This is a genomic window from Streptomyces coacervatus, assembly GCF_029223485.1.
In the GTDB taxonomy this organism is placed as follows: Bacteria; Actinomycetota; Actinomycetes; order Streptomycetales; family Streptomycetaceae; genus Streptomyces; species Streptomyces coacervatus.
Genome location: NZ_JARHTP010000004.1, coordinates 287,065 through 304,360 on the forward strand (window position 1 = coordinate 287,065; position 17,296 = coordinate 304,360).

Below are 17,296 nucleotides of genomic sequence, written 5' to 3' on the forward strand. Positions count from 1 at the left end.
GAATCCCCATGCCCCGCTACTGCGTCATCGGTGCCGGCGCCGCAGGCGTCTCAGCCCTCCAGCAGTTGCGCCGACTCGGCCACGACGTCGACTGCTTCGAGAAGACCGACCGGGTCGGCGGCCACTGGCACACCGACTACGACGCCCTGCACCTCATCACGTCACGTGACATGACGGCGTTCGAGGACTTCCCGATGCCCGCCGACTATCCGCACTTCCCGCGCCGCGACCAGGTGCGCGCCTACATCGAGTCGTACGCACGCGAGCACGGCCTCTACGACATCATCCGGTTCGGTACCGCGGTGACGAGTGTCGAACCGGTCGAGGCGCCCGCATCAGCGGCAGACGCACGGATCGGCGCGCACGGCTGGCGGGTGACCACCGCCGCGGGGGACGACGAGATCTACGACGGCGTCCTCGTGGCCAACGGCCATCTGTGGGACCCCAAAGTTCCCGACATCCCGGGCGAGTTCACCGGCAGGTCGATCCACTCCGGGGTCTACCGGAACATCTCCGACCTCGAAGGAGACCGCGTCCTCGTCGTCGGCGCCGGCAACTCCGGCTGCGACCTGGCCGTCGATCTCGCCCAGCATCGGCTGGACGCCGACATCGTCATCCGGCACGGCTCGTGGTTCCAGCCCAAGACATACTTCGGAGTGCCCCGCCAGCAGGTCCCGTTCCTCGCCGAGTTCTCCCCGGCGGAGCAGGATCTGATCAACCGGCTCATGGCCCGGCTGTCCATCGGGGAGTGGAACGCCTACCCGGGCCTGCCCCGACCCGAGGGTGCGACCCTCGCCGAGGGCCGGGCGGTCGTCAACGACCTTCTCCTGTACTGGATCCAGCACGGCCGCATCACCGTCCGTCCGGGAATCGAGCGGTTCGACGGCAGGACCGTCCACTTCGCCGACGGCTCGGCCCGCGAGTACGACACCATCCTGTGGGCCACCGGCTTCAACGTCCGGCTCCCGTTCCTCGACGACTCCCTCTTCCCCTGGACCGCCGGGGCGCCGGTGCGCTACGCGGGCGGCACGGTGACCGACAGCGTCGAGAAGCTGTACTTCATCGGCCTCATCGCGCCGCGCGGCCCCCAGATCCCGGTCTACGGCATGCAGGCCAAGCTCGCGGCCAGGATGATCGCACTGCACGAGCAGGCGGGCCCGGGGGGTGCCCCCGTCGCCCGCTACCTGGCCTCCCTGCAGGAGCCCGAGACGGGCATCGACGTGGTCCGCGACGGCTGGCTGAGGCAGATGGCCGACACCGAACGCCTGCTCACGGCCTACGAGATGTCCTCGGGGAACGCGGCCGCCTCGCTCCAGCCGGTGTGAGGCCGGTGCGGGGTCGGCAAACCATGCGGTTCGGGGAGCAGGGCCCCACGTCCAGGTTGAGTTCCCGTTCGTCGCGCTGGCGCCGCACACGCAGGCGTGCTGTCCTGGAAGTGTCTGCAGGAGAGCACGCCGATGCGTCACATCCGGACTTCCACCGTCGCTTCCGCCCGGTCGCCCGCGCCGACCGGATCGGGTGGAGGACTGCTGTCGGCGCGGGATCTCGCGGCCGCCTGGCTGCTGGTCGTCCTGATCGCGGTGCCCGCCTGGGCGCTGACGATCGGGCAGGCCCGGGACATGGGGGTCGAGCCGGGCACGATGGGGATGGCGCTGCCGCTGTTCCTGCTGCTGTGGGTGACGATGATGGCGGCCATGATGCTGCCCTCCATGGCGCCGGTGGCCATCACCTGGGTGCGGGGCATCGGCCGGCAGTCCTCCGGCTGGACACGGACCGTGCGCACCATCGAGTTCGTGGCCGGGTATCTGCTGGTGTGGACCGCGTTCGGGCTGCTCGCCTATGCGGCGCTGGCCCTCACCGGGCACCTGGTGGACGATCATCCGACCGCCGGACGCTGGATCGGCTCGGCGGCCTTCCTGCTCGCGGGCCTGTACCAGCTCGGCCCCCTCAAATACGTCTGTCTGCGGCACTGCCGCGACCCCATGAGCCACCTGGTGCACTACGCCGGATTCCGGCAGCCGGCCCGCGATCTCCGGGTGGGCGTCCATCACGGCGCCTACTGTGTCGGCTGCTGCGCGGGACTGATGGTCGTCCTGATCCCGCTCGGCGTGATGAACGTGGCGGCGATGGCCGGGCTGGCCGTGGTGATCTTCGTGGAGAAGCTGTGGTCCCGTGGCCCGCTGCTGGCCCGGGTGGTGGGCGTCGCGTTCCTCGTGCTGGCCGTGCTCGCACCGTTCCAGGACTGGGTGCTGCCGGGGCTGCAGGGATCGATGCCATCGATGGACGGCATGTGACTCACCGGGTTCCGGAAGACCTGCCCGACGAAGACCGTGCGCCGCGCCAGGCGGCCCGCCGGGAGCTGAAGAAGCCCGCACTGGACATGCAGAACGGCACCGGGCAGTTGACCGGCACCCGCAACCAGGCCGCGGCAGTGGCGTCGCCGGACGCGATCACCGCGCCCTGGTTGACCAGCGAGAGCAGGGCGCCCACAAGGAGGGCGATCGGCGCGCACCTCGACAACGAGGCCGCCGAGAACACGGTCGCGAGGAGCCGCTCTCCGGCTCGGACCCGCCCTCTCGCTCAGACGCGGCCGTGGGCGGCCTCCGCGGCCTCCTCGCTGCTGAAGACGTACTCGGCCCGCTCGCCGTACGACGCCTCGTAGCTCAGCCCGAAGGCGTCGGAACGGCCGGTGGTCCGGCCGACCTCGAATTCGGGCGCGAACCCGAACATGGCGTTCTTGATCTTCGTCGCGCTGCCGTCGGGGCCGGTGAGCGGCTCGTAGGAGAGTTCCGTACGGCCCTCGACCGTGAAGCCCGGCTTCTCTCCCTCCGTGAGGGAGACGCCGGCCCGCTCCATGCCCAGGTACTCCCCGTAGAACTGCGACAGCTGGCCGAACGGGCCGCCCTCCCGGCCGGACAGGATGCGCTCCAGGGCCTCGGCCTGCTCGTCGCCGGCCGCGCTGTCCACGACCAGTCCGACCTTCCAGTCGCCGGAGGACAGATTGGAGGGGAACAGGTTGTAGAACGCGAAGTCCACGCCGGACAGGTCCAGATCGTCCAGATTCCCGTCGGCCACATGGAACACGGCGGTGCCCCGGCATTCGGTCCCGCCCCTGGCGTCCCGCGGCTGACCGTCGTACGGACAGCTGCACAACACCGCACAAGAGCAACCGGCCACATAGGTGCCGGATATCGTCCACGACATGAGTGCTCCCCTCTCCGATGATGATGGCGGCGAGCGTCGTCCTTTACTTTTACGCTATGCCTGACAAATGAGCATGTAAACGGCATAACGGCACATCACGGTGAAACGATCCGAACCCGGCGGAAGCAGGTGCCCTGTGGAAGCGATCGGCCACGCGTTGTCCATCACCGGGTCGATGACCTGGGAGGTCACCTGGGCGCTGATCCTCGGTTTCACCTTGTCGGCCGTGGTGCAGGCGGTGGTGCGCCGGTCGACGGTCGTCCGGCTGCTGGGGGACGACCGGCCGAGCACTCTCGCCCGGGCGGCCGGGTTCGGGGCGGCCTCGTCCTCCTGCTCGTACGCGGCCGTGGCCCTGGCCCGTTCGCTGTTCCGCAAGGGAGCGGACTTCACGTCGGCGATGGCATTCGAGATCGCCTCCACCAATCTGGTGGTGGAGCTCGGCGTGATCCTCGCGCTGCTGATGGGCTGGCAGTTCACGGCCGCCGAGTTCACCGGCGGGCCGATCATGATCGTCGTACTCGCCGTGCTGTTCCGCCTTTTCCTGCGCGAGCGGCTGCTGCACCGGGCGCGGGAGCAGGCGGAGCGCGGGATCGCGGGATCGATGGAGGGCCACGCGGCCATGGACATGTCGGTGCAGACGGAGGGCGGCTTCGCGCGGCGCCTGTTCTCCGGGGCCGGCTTCACGTCCGTGGCGCACATCTTCGTCATGGAATGGGCGGCGATCATGCGCGACCTGGTGGCGGGACTACTGATCGCGGGGGCGATCGCGGCCTGGGTGCCGGACGACTTCTGGCACACGTTCTTCCTGGCGGGCCATCCGGTCGCCGCCAAGGTGGTCGGCCCACTGGTCGGGCCCCTGGTGGCGATCGCCACGTTCGTCTGCTCGATCGGCAATGTGCCGCTGGCCGTGGTCCTGTGGAAGGGCGGTATCAGCTTCGGCGGTGTGATCTCCTTCATCTACGCCGACCTGCTGATCCTCCCCATCCTGAACATCTACCGGAAGTACTACGGCGCCCGGACGGCCGTCTTCCTCCTGGTCACCTTCTTCACCGCGATGGCCGTCGCCGGGTACGTCGTCGAGTTCGCCTTCGGCGGGCTGGGGCTGATCCCCGACCAGGCCGATGCCACGATCCCCGAGGAGGGGATCACCTGGAACTACACGACGTGGCTCAACATCGCCTTTCTGCTGCTGGCCGCGACGCTGCTCGTACGGTTCTGGCGCACCGGCGGCCCAGCCATGCTGCGGATGATGGGCGGCTCGCCCGAAGCCCAGGTGACTGGGTGACTGGGTGACTGGATCACTGGGTGACTGGATTCCTGTGGGATAACCCCCATGCGGATCAACCGGCCTGCCGGATGGTCGGTGACCGGGTGGCTCCACAAGTCTGTACGTGGTCGTTGAACACGTAGTACAGACAAAGGAGTTCAGGCATGCAGACCCGCCGCACCGCCATGCTGTCGGCTGTTGCAGCGCTCGCCCTGTCCGCCGTCCCGGCACGAGCCGCGTCCGCCGGGCCGCGCAGGGCCGGGCCGGTGCGGCTGACATTGCCCGCACCCAGCGGCCCGCATCCCGTGGGGACGGTTTCGCTGCGCCTCGTGGATGCCTCGCGGGCCGATCCCTGGATCACGAGGCAGCCGTACCGGGAGCTCATGATCAGCATCCGGTACCCGGCGCGGCGCGTCGGCGGGTACCCGGCCGCACCCCAGATGCTCCCCGGCGAAGCCGCCGGATTCGCGGACCTGAACAACCTCACCGATGTACCCGGCAGCCAGGTCGACTGGGCGGCCACCCGCACCCATGCCCACGAAGGCGCACCCGCCGACCGGAACGGCGGCCCGTTCCCGGTCGTCTGCTACTCCCCCGGTGTCGGGGACCCGCGCTCCTTCGGCACCACGCTCTGCGACGACCTCGCCTCCCGGGGCCATGTCGTGGTGACCGTCGATCACACCTATGACGCCTCCGCGGTCCAGTTCCCCGGCGGCCGTGTCGAACGCTCCGTACTACCGGCGGAGTTCGCCAAGGCGTACCCGGACCGGAAGCGCATCACGGCGCTGTTGCGGAAGACCATGGCCGTACGCGTGGCCGACACCCGCTTCCTCCTCGACGTACTGCCGAGGGCACTGCCTCAAGACCTGTGCGGCCTGGCGGACTTCGGCCGCATCGGCATGTTCGGTCAGTCGGCGGGTGGCTTCACCGCCTTGCAGGCCATGCACGACGACCGGCGCATCGCAGCAGCAGCGAACCTGGACGGCGTTCTCGCCTACGTCCAGGACGACAGCACCCCCGGCAACCTTTCCACGGTGGCCGTCGACGGCCTCGACCGCCCCTTCCTGCTGATCGGCAAGGACGGCAACAACCTCGGCACGGTGCCGTCCTGGGCGGCGCTGTGGCGGCACAGCCGTGGCCCGCGCCGGGGTCTGAGCCTGCGGGGCGCGCAACACGCCACGTACACCGATGCCGAGGCCGTCGTCCCGCAGATCGCCCGGGGGCTCGGTCTGCCCCGGAAGACCGTCGTCGAGAACATCGGCACCATCGACCCGGGGCACGCGATCACCGCCCAACGGGCCTGCATCGCCGCCTTCTTCGACCGCGAGTTGCGCGGGCGGGACGACGACGGGCTGCTGGACGGGCCGTCGAGGCGCCTGCCGGAGGCACGCTTCTTCTAAGGGTTGCGCGCCCGGCCAATAGGGGCGCGCCCGGCCTCTCTCACTCACCGATCGTCAGCCAGTCCAGGGCCGCGACCCGAGGACCCCCCTTCGCGACGAGGTAGAGGGTGTGGATGCCGGTCAGCCGACGGGACAGGGCGACGGGCTGTTCCTGCCAGGTGTCGGCGGAGCCGGTCGGGTGCACGGGAAGGGTTGCCGCCAGGGGACCGTGCGGGGTGTCGAGGCGGAGTTGGAGTGTGCAGCCGCTGGTGCAGGTGGAGGCGAGACGCACGGTGAGGCGGTCGCCGCTCATGCTCGCCCGCCCGAAGCCGATCCGGTCGCCGTCGCCCAGTGCGCCGGTGGCGGCCGTACCGGACTCCGCCCCGACCACGGACGTGCCCTGCTCGGCCTGGAGCGTGGTGGAGGCGTCGGGGCCCTCGCCGTACAGGCGCAGGTCGTTGACCACCCAGGGGACGGGGCCACGTGCGGTGAGGGTGATCCGGACGTAACGGGCCGTCCGGGTCGGGAAGGCGGCGTCCTGGGTGAAGGAACGGCCGGAGACCCGGGCGAGGTTCTTGCCCCAGTGCGTGCCGTCGTGGCTGGCCGACACCGAGAAGCCGTACGGCTGTCCACTGGTGTCGCGTCCCGCGTCTAGGGCGAGGCGGTCGAAGGTCTTCGACTCGCCCAGGTCGACGGTCAGCGACTGACCGGGCGCCTGCGCGGTGTCGGCCGTCCAGCGGGTGTTGATGTCCCCGTCGACGGCGGCTGAGGCGTCCGTGCCGTCGCTTGCGGTCGCGGTCCAGGTGCCGTGCCGGACGCGCTGCCGGCAGCCGGGGAGGCTGCAGCCGGCCGACCAGATCGGCTCGCCGTATTCGTAGGCGCCGATGTCGGCGGCCGCGCCCCGGACTTCGGTGGTCACTCCGTCGATCGTCTCGCCCGCGTCGATGACGGGTGAGCCGGCAGTCGGCCACAGTTCGCCGTTGACCGCGTCCGTGTAGCCGGGCTGCTCGCTGATCAGGTTGGAGCGGACCACGGGCGGCGGATCGCCCGTCCGGCTCGCGCTGACCGGCTGCGGCCCGACGATGTTGCTGAGGTACGAGCCGGAGGCGTCGGTCGCACCGCTCAGCAGCACCGAGTTGCCGTTGATTCCCGGGCCGTAGCTGGAGTTGTGGTCCTGGTTGGCGATGCTCGGGCCGGTGTGGCCGTTGAAGAAGGTCCCTCGACTCCCGGTGTTCCATGCGACGTTGTGGTGCAGGAGGAAGTGGCCGGAGTAGTTGTCGACGTAGAAGCCCACCTGGCCGTCGGCGTCGTGCGCGGTGTTGTGGTCGATGGAGGTGCCGGAGCCGTTCAGGCTGCAGCAGACATAGAAGGGTGAGCCGTCGCGGGAGGTGCGCATCGCCTCGGACAGGTCGTTGTAGGCGATGCGGTTGCCGTGGAACTCGGTGCCGTTGAGCTGCCAGGCGGTGTCGATGGAGGCGCGTCCGGTGCGGCGGATCGTGTTGTGCGTGACCGTGTGGTCGTTGCCGTTGATCTCGATGCCGGGGGTGTAGCTGCCCATCCAGCCGACATCGTGGATGTAGTTGTCGGTGACCGTGTTTCCGGTGCCGCGCACCAGGACGCCGTCGCCCGCGGACTGCGAGATCTCGCTGTTCTCAAGGGTGTTGCCGGTGCCGAGGATCTGCACGCCGGAGTCGAGGATGCGGGAGGCGACGATGTGCCCCTCGGAGGGCGGGATCGCCAGGTCGCTGTCCGGGGGCATGGGCAGGGTCGAGAACTCGGAGATGTATGTGGCGTGCAGGCCGTCGACCACAACTCCCGTGCTGGACGGGCCCGTTCGCAGGGAGGTGCCCCACAGGTTCAGGCCGCGCACGGTGACGTAGGAGGTGTTGCTCAGGTCCATGCCCCAGATGCGGTGCTTGGCGGTCGCCGTGTGTCCGGCCATCCCGTCCTTCGGCGGGACGAGGTAGAGCCGGTGCGCGGCCTTGTCGTAGTACCACTCCCCCGGCTGGTCGAGGGCGGCCTTCGAGCCCACGAGGTAGTAGTTGCGGTAGTTCTGATTGCCCATGCACAGGGGCGGGCAGCGGTGGTTGCCGCCCTTGAAGTCCAGGTTGCCAGGGGCAGTGGCGGTGACCGTGCCGGTCTGCTGGGCCCAGGGGTTGGAGCCGGCCCACAGGTGCACGGTCGCGCCGGTCCAGTCGGCGGCCGGGAGGTCGGGGTCGTCGATGTGCTGGTCGGTGGAGGTGGGGTCGGCCTCGGCCCAGGTGGTGTTCAGCGGATCGGAGCCGGAGTTGGGCCAACGGCCCTCGGGGGCACGGTCGTTGTCCAGGAACACCGCGTTGAAGTCGGAGTCGAGCGGCAGCTTCGTGTCGGCGGCGACCAGTCCACCGCCGACGTCCTTCCAGCCGGTCACCGGCTCGGTTCCGTCGACGGTCACCGGGCCGTCGCCGTACGCGGCGTGGGTGATCGGGGCGTCCTTCGTGCCGGAGGGCGGGGTCACCTGCTCGCGGTAGGTGCCGCGGTGGATGAGGCAGGTGTCGCCGGGGCGGACGCGGGAGAGGCAGGCGCCGATGGTGCGGAAGGGGCTGGTCGGGGAGCCATACGCCTGGTCCCTGCCCCAGGGCGCGACATGGTAGTTGCGGCCGGGGCCCGCTGCCTGCGCCTGCGCAGGGAGGGCCAACAGGGCTGCCACAGTGGCCAGTACGAACAGACGTTTCACTTAGCTCCGATGTATCTGATGAGACCCAAGCTGAGGCCACTGTGAAGATCGGGGAATCAGTGGCCCGAGCCAACACCGCCCGCTACGTTGGCGCTTGCCCACAGGCGCGAGGGGGCGGCGGTCGAAGCGACCGTCGGTCCAGGACGAGGAGCGTGGCATGACCGAGGAACCGGCCGCCGACCGTGAGGCCGTGCTGGCGCGGCTGGATCTGACCACCCCGCATTCGGCACGGGTGTGGAACTACTGGCTGGGCGGCAAGGACAACTACGCCCCCGACCGCGCCATGGGCGACCAGGTCCTGGAGTACTTCCCGGAGATCGTCGACGCCGCCCGGGCCGACCGGGCGTTCCTGGGCCGGGCGGTGCGGCATCTGGTCGGTGAGGCGGGCGTCCGCCAGTTCCTCGACCTGGGGACCGGCCTGCCCACCGCGGACAACACGCACGAGGTCGCCCAGCGGCTGGCCCCCGCCTCGCGGATCGTCTACGTGGACAACGACCCCCTGGTCCTGGTCCACGCCCAGGCCCTGCTCACCAGCAGCTCCGAGGGCGTCACGGACTACATCGACGGCGACGTCCACGAACCCGGCCCGATCATCGAGGGCGCCGCCCGGACGCTGGACTTCGCCCAGCCGGTGGCGCTGATGCTGCTGGGCATCATGCAGTTCGTGAACGACGACGAGCAGGCGTACGAGATCGTCGACCGGCTGATCGCCGCCCTGCCCTCGGGCAGCTACCTGGCGCTCGCCCATCCCACCGCAGAGGTCCACACCGAGGCCATGACGGCGGCGGTGGCCAGCTGGAACGAGCAGGGCTCGGCGCCGATGAAACTCCGCAGCCGCGAGCAGCTGCTGCGCTTCTTCGACGGCCTGGAACTGCTGGAGCCCGGCGTGGTGTCGTGCTCGCGCTGGCAGGCGCAGCAGCCCGAGGTCGGCGAGATCGTCGATGTGACGCAGTTCTGCGGGGTGGCACGCAAGCCGTGAACACGCCGCTCCCCGCCGGGCGTTGGAGCCGGGCGGGGAGGGGGGCGATGTCGAGGTTCTTCAGGTCGCCGAACCCGAGCCGGGCCATGCCCGACCGGAAATCGAGGGGCGTTCGACGAGGTACGACCGGCCTCGGACGTCGGCGGGCCGCAGGGCTACCCGCGCCCGGCGAGGGCGGCCGACGCCGGTCAGCCGGCCGCGAGGAGCTCCAGAGTGTCGATCACCCGGTTGGAGAAGCCCCACTCGTTGTCGTACCAGGCGACCACCTTGATGTGGCGGCCGTCGACTCGGGTGAGGGCCGAGTCGAAGATCGACGAGGCCGGGTTGCCGGTGATGTCGGACGACACGAGCGGGTCGTCGGAGTATTCGAGGACACCGGCCAACGGGCCCTCGGCCGCGGCACGGTAGGCCGCCAGCACGTCCTCGCGGGTCACCTCGCGGGCGACGGTCGTGTTGAGCTCGACGATCGAACCCACCGGAACCGGCACGCGGATCGAGTCGCCCGACAGCTTGCCGTCGAGGCCCGGCAGCACGAGGCCGATCGCCTTCGCGGCGCCCGTCGTGGTGGGAACGATGTTGATGCCGGCTGCGCGGGCGCGGCGGGCGTCTCGGTGCGGGCCGTCCTGGAGGTTCTGCTCCTGGGTGTATGCGTGCACCGTGGTCATGAAGCCGTGCTCGATACCGGCGAGGTCGTCGAGGACCGCGGCGAGCGGCGCGAGCGCGTTGGTGGTGCAGGAGGCGTTCGAGACGATCGTGTGCAGTTCCGGGTCGTAGGCGTCGGTGTTGACCCCGTACGCGAGGGTGACGTCGGCGCCGTCCGAGGGCGCGCTGACGAGGACCTTCCTCGCGCCCGCGTCGAGGTGGGCGCGGGCGGCCTTGGCGGAGGTGAAGCGGCCGGTGGACTCCAGCGCGACGTCGACGCCGAGTTCGGCCCAGGGCAGCTGCGCCGGGTCGCGCTCGGCGAGCACCTTGATGCGCCGGCCGTCGACGACGAGGGTGTCCCCGTCGACGGTCACCGGGCGACCGAGGCGGCCGGCCGTGGAGTCGTAGGCGAGGAGCCGGGCGAGGGTGGCGGGCTCGGTGAGGTCGTTGACGGCGACGATCTCGAGGTCGGTGTCGCGTTCGAGCAGGGCGCGCAGCACATTGCGTCCGATGCGGCCGAATCCGTTGATGGCGACGCGAGTCATGAATACCCCTTGGTGTCTCTGCGGCTCGTGCGGGTTCATCACCAGCCTCGCGTGCGGGATCCGGTCGTGGCCGTGGCGTGAGCGCCATGGTTCGCAAGGATCGCGCCAAGCCCGCCGGAGGGGCGGCGTGGGCTACTCGCCCTGGGTGAACGTGCGCCGGTACTCGCTCGGCGTGGTCCCGAGGATGCGCTGGAAGTGCATGCGCAGATTTGCGCCGGTGCCTAGGCCGACGTCATTCGCGATCTGCTCGACGCTCCGCTCCGAGCGTTCGAGCAGTTCACGGGCCAGGTCGATGCGGGCGCGCATGACCCACTGCATGGGTGTGTATCCGGTGTCCTCCACGAAGCGCCGCGAGAAGGTGCGCGGTGAGACGGCCGCGTGCTGGGCGAGGGTGTCGAGGCCGAGGGGTTCGTCGAGCCGGTGCAGGGCCCACTCGCGGGTGGCGGCGAAGCGCTCGCCGAGCGGCTCGGGCACACTGCGCGGCACGTACTGCGCCTGGCCGCCGCTGCGGTAGGGGGCCGCGACCAGGCGCCGGGCCGCATGGTTGGAGGCGGCCACGCCGAGGTCCCCGCGCAGGATGTGCAGGCACAGGTCGATACCGGAGGCGGCGCCGGCAGACGTCAGCACGCTGCCCTCGTCGACGAACAGGACGTTCTCGTCGACCCGGACGAGCGGGTGCTTCTCCGCGAGGGCCCGCGTGTAGTGCCAGTGCGTCGTGGCGCGCTTGCCGTCGAGCAGGCCGGTGGCGGCGAGCGCGAAGGCGCCCGTGGAGATGGCGGCGAGCCGTGCGCCCCGGTCATGGGCGGCGATCAGCGCCTCGACGACGGCCCGCGGCGGGTCCTCGCGGTCCGGGAAACGGTAGCCGGGCACAAACACGATGTCGGCCCACGCGAGCGCATCGAGGCCGTCGGCGACGTGGTAGGCCAGCCCGTCGCCACCGGCCACTAGCCCGGGCGCCGCACCGCACACCCGCACCTCGTACGGCATGCTCGCGCGGGTCGTGAACACCTGCGCGGGAATGCCGACATCAAGCGGCTTCGCGCCTTCCAGGACCAGGACGGCGACGCGATGGAGACGGGAGGGCGGCACGGGGAACAGGGTACGAGGGGTGCAGGGCGGGCCGGATCATCTGCGCACCGGCAGGTGGGCGGAACCTCGCCGGTTCGTCGTCGGGCATCGGCGCGGCCGTCGCCCGGCGGCCGACCGCGGAAGGCCCGCAACCACATGACCCGCCTGCTCACGGCGAGCGAACCGCCGTCCGCGGAGGCCGCGGGGTCGTCGGCAGCCCTGCGTTCCGGCGTCCGTACGAGGCCGCGCAGCAGTGCCGGGACCGTCCCGGTGGCGGTGGCCTGAGCGGGCAGGTCCAGCCGCGTCGGCAGCACGCCACCACGGGCGATGCGGCGCAGATCGACGTGGGTGAGCGCTACAGCTTCTCCCCGCCGGCATCCGGAGGTGCCTCCAGAATGCTGCGCACATCACGTACGAAGTCCCGGTAGGCGAGTTGTATCTGCCCTTGCAGTTCGCGTAGTTGGGCACTCCGGTCGGAGACGTCGGCTCCCGACAGCAGGTCGTCGCGCCAGGTCAGGAGGGACCTGTGAGCGCCCCGCAGGAGGGTTGCGATCTGCCCCGCGCTCTGCGAGGCGAACTGAGGTCCGGCGACCGCGACTCGGCTTCGGGTGTTCCCGAAGGTCTCCACCGCCTCCTTGAGGCCGGCCGCCAGGTTCTCCAGTCCTTCGGTCCGGCCGTCCTCCAGTGCGTCCTCCATCGCCGTTGCGGCTCCCGCGAAGCGTTCGTAGGCGATGAGGAAGTCCTCGTACGCGAGTTGGCGCCGGCCGCGTAACCACTGCCCGTGCTCCACACGCCCCTGGTCCTTGGCCTGCTGTCGAGTCGCCAGATACGTCAGACACGCAGTGCCCAGTGTGCCCACGACGCCGACGCCTGCCCCGAGTACCGCTGCCAAGCCCTGATCCACAGCGACCATGCTGCCGATCGATCTCCCGGTCGACAACCGTCCGAAGCCCGCTGTTCTCACTCCCCGAGCGATCGTATGATGGCGCCCCGATCGCTCAAACGAACATCCGGGGCGACCGAACATCCGGGGCGGAGGCCAGCATGCGCGAGCCGGTCGATCTCAGGCGACAGCGGATTCTGGCCGCTGTGCAGGCGCGCGGTACGGCGCGGGTGCGGGATCTGGCCGCCGAGCTGCAGGTGTCGGTGGTGACGATCCGGCGGGACGTCGAGGAGCTGACCCGTGAGGGGCGGCTGCGGCGCGGGCATGGCGTGGTGCGTTCGACGCTGCCCGCGCAGGAGTTGCCGGAGCGCGTCGGTGGCGACGGTGACACCGTGGCCGTGGTGGTGCCCGAGCGGCACTCCTACCTCTACGAGGCCCTGCACGGCGCCCGCACCGTGCTCGACGCGGCCGGTGTGCGAGTCGCCCTGCACATCGCGCCGCAGGTGCCCGGCGCCGAACGACCGCAGGTGGAGCGGGCGTTGGCGGACGGTGCACGGGGTGTGCTGCTCGCGCCGCGGTGGCGCAGCCCGGCCACCGAGGAGGCGGACTACCGCTGGCTCGCCGAACTGGACGTGCCGACGGTGCTGATGGAGCGCCGGCCGCCCAGGGGCAGTGCCCTGCACGCCATGGATTCGGTCTGCTCGGACCACTGGTACGGCGCCCACCTCGCCGTCGAGCACCTCGTGGGCCTCGGCCACCGGCGGCTGGTGTTCGCGACCCGCGACGACAGCCCCACCGCGCGCACTCTGCGCGCCGCCCTGGCCGAGATCGCGGGTGCGCACCCGCTGGTGGAGGAGTGGGTCTGGACGCTGAGTGCCTCCCGCGGCGGCCTGGACCGGGAGCCCACCGAAGTGACGGATCTGGCCGCGGTGTTGCGCAAGGCGGGTGCGACGGCCGCGGTCCTGCACGGCGACGTGGACGCCCTGATGCTGGTGCAGCAGCTCGCCGGGAACGGGGTGCGGGTGCCGGAGGACTGCTCGGTCGTCGCCTACGACGACGTGGTGGCCGGCCTTGGCTCCCCGCCGCTGACGGCCGTGTCGCCGCCGAAGGGCGAGGTCGGGCGGGTGGCCGCGGAGTTGCTGCTGCGGCGCATCGACGATCCGGGCGCGGGCGGTGCGCGGGCGGTGCAGCGCATCGAGTTGCTGCCCGCGCTCACGGTGCGCGGCTCGACCCGACCCGCATGAAGCACCCCGCATGAAGCACCCCCGCATGAGCGTTTGACCGCTTTATTTTCTTCTGATCGGTCTCTTGACCGTTTGTTGTGGGGCGTTGAGGATTCCCGTGACTCGAACAGGTCGGGCCCGTTCGGGCACGCAGGAGCTTCGGGAGGCGCCATGCCTGGTCGGCACAGCCGTCGATCCGTGCTCGCCGCGATGGCCGCGCTGCCGCTGACAGGGGCCGTGAGCGCCTGCAGCAGCAAGGCGGCAGGCGGTGCGCGCAGCACCGGCGGAACCACCCGCATCGCCTTCTGGTCGGCCCTGCGCGGCAGTCAGGAGGTGGTGGACGCGTTCAACCGCACCCATGACCGTATCCAGGTCGACTTCCAGCAGATCCCGTCCGGCGGTCAGGGCGGCTACGCCAAGCTCAGCAACGCCGCCCGGGCCGGCAACGCGCCCGACGTCGCCACGATCGAGTACCCGCAGCTGCCCGGCTTCGCCAGCGACGGCGTCGCCCGCGACATCACCGCCCTGGTCGGCGACGGCCTGCGCGCCAAACTCCTGCCCCAGGCCCTTGGCCTGACGACCTTTCAGGACCGTGTCTACAGCGTCCCGCTCGACGTCGAGCCGATGGTCATGCACTACCGCACCGACCTCTTCGAGCAGTACGGCCTCCAAGTGCCCCGCACCTGGGACGAGTTCGCAGGGCTCGCGCACACCGTCGCACGCAAGGCACCCAAGCGGCGGCTGGTCCTGTTCCCCACCGACGGCGCGACGCAGTTCGCCGCCTACAGCTGGCAGACCGGCGCCCACTGGTTCGACACCTCCCACGGCGCCTGGAACGTCTCCCTTGCCGACGCGCCCACCCGGCGTGTGGCCTCGTACTGGCAGCAACTCATCGACGACGACGCGGTGTTCATGAACGCCGTCGACAACCGCCAGTCCGACGCGCAGATCGCCGACGGTCTGGTCCTCACCCGCCTCAGCGGGGCCTGGGACGCCGGTGCGCAGATGAAGGCGCGGCCCGCGCAGCAGGGACAGTGGCGAATCGCGCCGCTGCCGCAGTGGGACCCGGCTCGTCCCTACGTCGGCACGCACGGCGGCTCCACCTTCGCCGTCACCAAGGACAGCCGGCACCCCGAGGCCGCCATGGAGTTCATCGAGTGGCAGGTCTCCCACCCCGACTCGCTGCGCGCCCGCCTCTCCAGCGGCACCAGCAGCCAGTACCCGGCTGCCACCGCGCTCGTAGCCGTCGGCCGCAAGGCCTTCGACCGCTCCTACTACGGCGGCCAGGACATCTACCGCCTCTTCGAGCAGGAGGCCCACAAGATCCGCGACGGCTGGGTGTGGGGCCCCGGATGACCGCCACCGGGAGGGTGATGCAGGACGCCTTCGCCCGGGTGAGCGCCGGCCAGGGCACCCTCATCGGCGCGGCCCGCGCGGCGCAGGACGGCACCATGCCCGATCTGAAGGCCCTGGGTCTGTCCACCACCCAGCACAGCACCTGAGCCGCCCGAAAGGCAGGTGAAATCCCTATGACCGCGACCACCCAGCACGCCCCGGCCGCCGCACGTCCCACCGCCGCCCCGGCATCCGCCCGCCGTAGCCGCAAGGCGGCCCGCCGCCGTCAACTCGGCGCCTGCGGCGTCCTGATGGCGCCCTTCTTCGCGCTGCTCGTCACCGTCTTCCTGATCCCTGTAGGCACCGCCGTCTACCTCAGCTTCCACAGCGACGACCACCCCGGTCTCGGCTTCAGCGACGCCCGCACGGTCTTCGTCGGACTGCGCAGCTACGCCGCCGTCCTGACCGACCCCACCTTCCTGTCCGGGCTCGGCACGGTCGCCCTGTACTGCCTGATCTACCTCCCCGCCATGGTGATCGGCTCGCTCGCGCTGGCGCTGCTGCTGGACTCCGGTGTCGTACGGCTGCGGGCCACGGCACAGCTCGGCCTGTTTCTGCCGCACGCCGTGCCCGGCATCATCGCCGCACTGATCTGGCTCTACCTCTACACACCCGGCATCAGCCCGGTCGTCGAGCTGTTCGCCAAGGCCGACATCCATCTCGACTTCCTGGGCCTGCACACCGTGCTCCCGTCGATCGTGAACATCGCGCTGTGGAGCAACCTCGGCTACAACATGGTGGTCTTCTACGCCGCCCTGCAGGCCGTGCCCCGTGAGGTGATCGAGGCGTCGGTCGTCGACGGCGCCGGCCCGGTGCGCACCGCCCTGCAGGTCAAGGCGCCGCTGGTGCGTGCCTCGATCGTCATGGTCGCCATGTTCACCCTCATCTGGGGCCTGCAGCTGTTCACCGAGCCGATGCTGCTCAGCCAGTCCTCCCCGATGATCAGCGCCCGGTTCTCGCCGAGCATGTACATCTACGACGCCGCCTTCACCCGCAACAACTACAGCCTGGCGGCGGCAGCCTCGGTCGTCCTGCTGCTGTGCACCGTCGTCCTGTCCTACGGCGTCACCCGCTGGACCAGCCGTGCCGACCGCGCCGAGGAGGCCCGATGAGCGCCGCCGACGACACCCTCGTCCGCCCGAGGCTCCTGGGTCGCGCCACCGTCAACGTCGTGGTCGCCCTCTCCGTGCTCTACACCCTGCTGCCCGTGTTGTGGCTGGTCCTGGCCGCCGGCAAGACCCGTGACGCCCTGTTCGGCAGCAACGTGCTGTCGCTGAAGGACTTCTCCTTCGGGCAGAACCTGCACGACCTGTTCACCATGGACGACGGCCAGTACGGACGCTGGTACGTCAACAGCCTGCTGTACGCCGTCGTCGGCGCCGCGGTAGGTGCGCTGGTCAGCGTGGCCTGCGGGTACGCCTTCGACAAGTACCGCTTCCGGCACAAGGAGAAGCTGTTCGGGCTGGTGCTGGCGGCGGTCATGGTCCCGCAGACCGTGCTCGCGCTGCCGCTGTACCTGATGGCCTCCGACGCGGGCCTGGTCAACACCTACTGGTCGGTGTTCATCCCGGTCCTGTTCAACCCGTTCGGCGTCTACCTGGGCCGTATCTTCAGCCGGGGCTACGTCCCCGACGAGGTCCTGGAGGCCGCCCGCATCGACGGTGCCGGGGAGCTCACGACGTACGCCAGGGTGTCGCTGCGCATGCTCGGCCCCGGACTGGTGACCGTGTTCCTGTTCCAGCTCACGGCGATCTGGAACAACTTCTTCCTGCCGATGGTGATGCTGTCGAACCAGGACCTATATCCCGTGAGCCTCGGCCTGTACACGTGGAACAGCTCGGCCACCGTCTCGCCCGAGTACTACCCGGTGGTCATCATGGGCTCGCTGCTGGCCGTGCTCCCGCTGATCCTCGCCTTCGTCCTGCTGCAGCGCTTCTGGCGCAGCGGACTGACGGCGGGGTCCGTCAAGTGACCGCGCCTGTCGCCTCGTTGAGG

15 protein-coding genes and 1 pseudogene are annotated in these 17,296 nt (G+C 70.4%); 11 read left to right on the top strand and 5 right to left on the bottom strand.

The genetic code is table 11. The features are described from left to right. The first annotated feature begins 8 nt into the window (after window positions 1–8). From P2Q00_RS12225 to P2Q00_RS12235, 3 genes are all read left to right on the top strand, one after another. On the top strand, window positions 9–1,325 hold the full coding sequence (locus P2Q00_RS12225; RefSeq protein ID WP_275772269.1) for a flavin-containing monooxygenase: 1,317 nt from the start codon (window positions 9–11) through the stop codon (window positions 1,323–1,325). Between the two features lie 132 nt (window positions 1,326–1,457). Beyond that, the gene (locus P2Q00_RS12230; protein ID WP_275772271.1) at window positions 1,458–2,294 is read left to right on the top strand and encodes a DUF2182 domain-containing protein; all 837 of its coding nucleotides are present in this window, start codon (window positions 1,458–1,460) and stop codon (window positions 2,292–2,294) included. Then, on the top strand, window positions 2,291–2,662 hold the full coding sequence (locus P2Q00_RS12235; protein ID WP_275772273.1) for a hypothetical protein: 372 nt from the start codon (window positions 2,291–2,293) through the stop codon (window positions 2,660–2,662). Before P2Q00_RS12230 ends, P2Q00_RS12235 begins: the two co-directional genes overlap by 4 nt. Here P2Q00_RS12235 and P2Q00_RS12240 read toward each other — a convergent pair. Further along, a complete protein-coding gene (locus P2Q00_RS12240; protein ID WP_275772275.1) occupies window positions 2,581–3,204 on the bottom strand; it encodes a DUF1326 domain-containing protein in 624 nt (207 codons plus the stop codon). The two genes, P2Q00_RS12235 and P2Q00_RS12240, sit on opposite strands and share 82 nt — an antisense overlap. 136 nt (window positions 3,205–3,340) lie before the next feature. On the opposite strand from P2Q00_RS12240, the gene P2Q00_RS12245 reads away from it, so the two are divergent. Together P2Q00_RS12245 and P2Q00_RS12250 are read left to right on the top strand one after the other, a co-directional pair. Further along, window positions 3,341–4,489, top strand: coding sequence for a permease (locus P2Q00_RS12245; protein ID WP_275772277.1), 1,149 nt, complete (start codon window positions 3,341–3,343; stop codon window positions 4,487–4,489). Between the two features lie 146 nt (window positions 4,490–4,635). After that, entirely contained in the window at window positions 4,636–5,871 is a 1,236-nt protein-coding gene (locus tag P2Q00_RS12250) for an alpha/beta hydrolase family protein (RefSeq protein WP_275772279.1), read from the top strand. Between the two features lie 40 nt (window positions 5,872–5,911). On the opposite strand, the gene P2Q00_RS12255 is transcribed toward P2Q00_RS12250, so the two are convergent. Continuing rightward, a complete protein-coding gene (locus tag P2Q00_RS12255; protein ID WP_275772281.1) occupies window positions 5,912–8,566 on the bottom strand; it encodes a discoidin domain-containing protein in 2,655 nt (884 codons plus the stop codon). A 157-nt stretch (window positions 8,567–8,723) separates the two neighbouring features. Here P2Q00_RS12255 and P2Q00_RS12260 point away from each other — a divergent pair, with 157 nt between their 5' ends. After that, a complete protein-coding gene (locus P2Q00_RS12260; protein ID WP_275772283.1) occupies window positions 8,724–9,545 on the top strand; it encodes an SAM-dependent methyltransferase in 822 nt (273 codons plus the stop codon). Window positions 9,546–9,733: 188 nt separating this feature from the next. On the opposite strand, the gene gap is transcribed toward P2Q00_RS12260, so the two are convergent. Together gap and P2Q00_RS12270 are read right to left on the bottom strand one after the other, a co-directional pair. Beyond that, window positions 9,734–10,732: a type I glyceraldehyde-3-phosphate dehydrogenase gene (gene gap, locus P2Q00_RS12265; RefSeq protein ID WP_275772284.1), complete on the bottom strand. Its 999-nt coding sequence runs from the start codon at window positions 10,730–10,732 to the stop codon at window positions 9,734–9,736. 132 nt (window positions 10,733–10,864) lie between these two features. Beyond that, the gene (locus P2Q00_RS12270; protein WP_275772286.1) at window positions 10,865–11,821 is read right to left on the bottom strand and encodes a GlxA family transcriptional regulator; all 957 of its coding nucleotides are present in this window, start codon (window positions 11,819–11,821) and stop codon (window positions 10,865–10,867) included. Window positions 11,822–11,956: 135 nt separating this feature from the next. Between P2Q00_RS12270 and P2Q00_RS12275 the strand changes: the two genes are divergently transcribed. Continuing rightward, on the top strand, window positions 11,957–12,085 hold the full coding sequence (locus P2Q00_RS12275) for a hypothetical protein (RefSeq protein WP_275772287.1): 129 nt from the start codon (window positions 11,957–11,959) through the stop codon (window positions 12,083–12,085). A 70-nt stretch (window positions 12,086–12,155) separates the two neighbouring features. Here P2Q00_RS12275 and P2Q00_RS12280 read toward each other — a convergent pair whose 3' ends face one another. Next, the gene (locus P2Q00_RS12280; RefSeq protein ID WP_275772288.1) at window positions 12,156–12,692 is read right to left on the bottom strand and encodes a hypothetical protein; all 537 of its coding nucleotides are present in this window, start codon (window positions 12,690–12,692) and stop codon (window positions 12,156–12,158) included. 152 nt (window positions 12,693–12,844) lie between these two features. Between P2Q00_RS12280 and P2Q00_RS12285 the strand changes: the two genes are divergently transcribed. The 4 genes and pseudogenes from P2Q00_RS12285 (at window position 12,845) to P2Q00_RS12300 (ending at window position 17,273) form a co-directional block, all read left to right on the top strand. Next, window positions 12,845–13,927: a substrate-binding domain-containing protein gene (locus P2Q00_RS12285; protein WP_275772291.1), complete on the top strand. Its 1,083-nt coding sequence runs from the start codon at window positions 12,845–12,847 to the stop codon at window positions 13,925–13,927. 150 nt (window positions 13,928–14,077) lie between these two features. After that, window positions 14,078–15,408: pseudogene (locus P2Q00_RS12290) on the top strand (ABC transporter substrate-binding protein). A gap of 27 nt (window positions 15,409–15,435) precedes the next feature. After that, the gene (locus tag P2Q00_RS12295; protein WP_275772293.1) at window positions 15,436–16,413 is read left to right on the top strand and encodes a carbohydrate ABC transporter permease; all 978 of its coding nucleotides are present in this window, start codon (window positions 15,436–15,438) and stop codon (window positions 16,411–16,413) included. Beyond that, the gene (locus tag P2Q00_RS12300; protein WP_275772295.1) at window positions 16,410–17,273 is read left to right on the top strand and encodes a carbohydrate ABC transporter permease; all 864 of its coding nucleotides are present in this window, start codon (window positions 16,410–16,412) and stop codon (window positions 17,271–17,273) included. Before P2Q00_RS12295 ends, P2Q00_RS12300 begins: the two co-directional genes overlap by 4 nt. Window positions 17,274–17,296: the final 23 nt, after the last annotated feature.

What these genes read in the sequence shown, in the direction of transcription:
- P2Q00_RS12300 (WP_275772295.1), top strand. Translation starts at nt 16,410, where the DNA reads ATGAGCGCCGCCGACGACACCCTCGTCCGCCCGAGGCTCCTGGGTCGC.
- P2Q00_RS12225 (WP_275772269.1), top strand. Translation starts at nt 9, where the DNA reads ATGCCCCGCTACTGCGTCATCGGTGCCGGCGCCGCAGGCGTCTCAGCC.
- P2Q00_RS12230 (WP_275772271.1), top strand. Translation starts at nt 1,458, where the DNA reads ATGCGTCACATCCGGACTTCCACCGTCGCTTCCGCCCGGTCGCCCGCG.
- gap (WP_275772284.1), bottom strand. Translation starts at nt 10,732, where the DNA reads ATGACTCGCGTCGCCATCAACGGATTCGGCCGCATCGGACGCAATGTG.
- P2Q00_RS12250 (WP_275772279.1), top strand. Translation starts at nt 4,636, where the DNA reads ATGCAGACCCGCCGCACCGCCATGCTGTCGGCTGTTGCAGCGCTCGCC.
- P2Q00_RS12240 (WP_275772275.1), bottom strand. Translation starts at nt 3,204, where the DNA reads ATGTCGTGGACGATATCCGGCACCTATGTGGCCGGTTGCTCTTGTGCG.
- P2Q00_RS12295 (WP_275772293.1), top strand. Translation starts at nt 15,436, where the DNA reads ATGACCGCGACCACCCAGCACGCCCCGGCCGCCGCACGTCCCACCGCC.
- P2Q00_RS12275 (WP_275772287.1), top strand. Translation starts at nt 11,957, where the DNA reads ATGACCCGCCTGCTCACGGCGAGCGAACCGCCGTCCGCGGAGGCCGCG.
- P2Q00_RS12285 (WP_275772291.1), top strand. Translation starts at nt 12,845, where the DNA reads ATGCGCGAGCCGGTCGATCTCAGGCGACAGCGGATTCTGGCCGCTGTG.
- P2Q00_RS12260 (WP_275772283.1), top strand. Translation starts at nt 8,724, where the DNA reads ATGACCGAGGAACCGGCCGCCGACCGTGAGGCCGTGCTGGCGCGGCTG.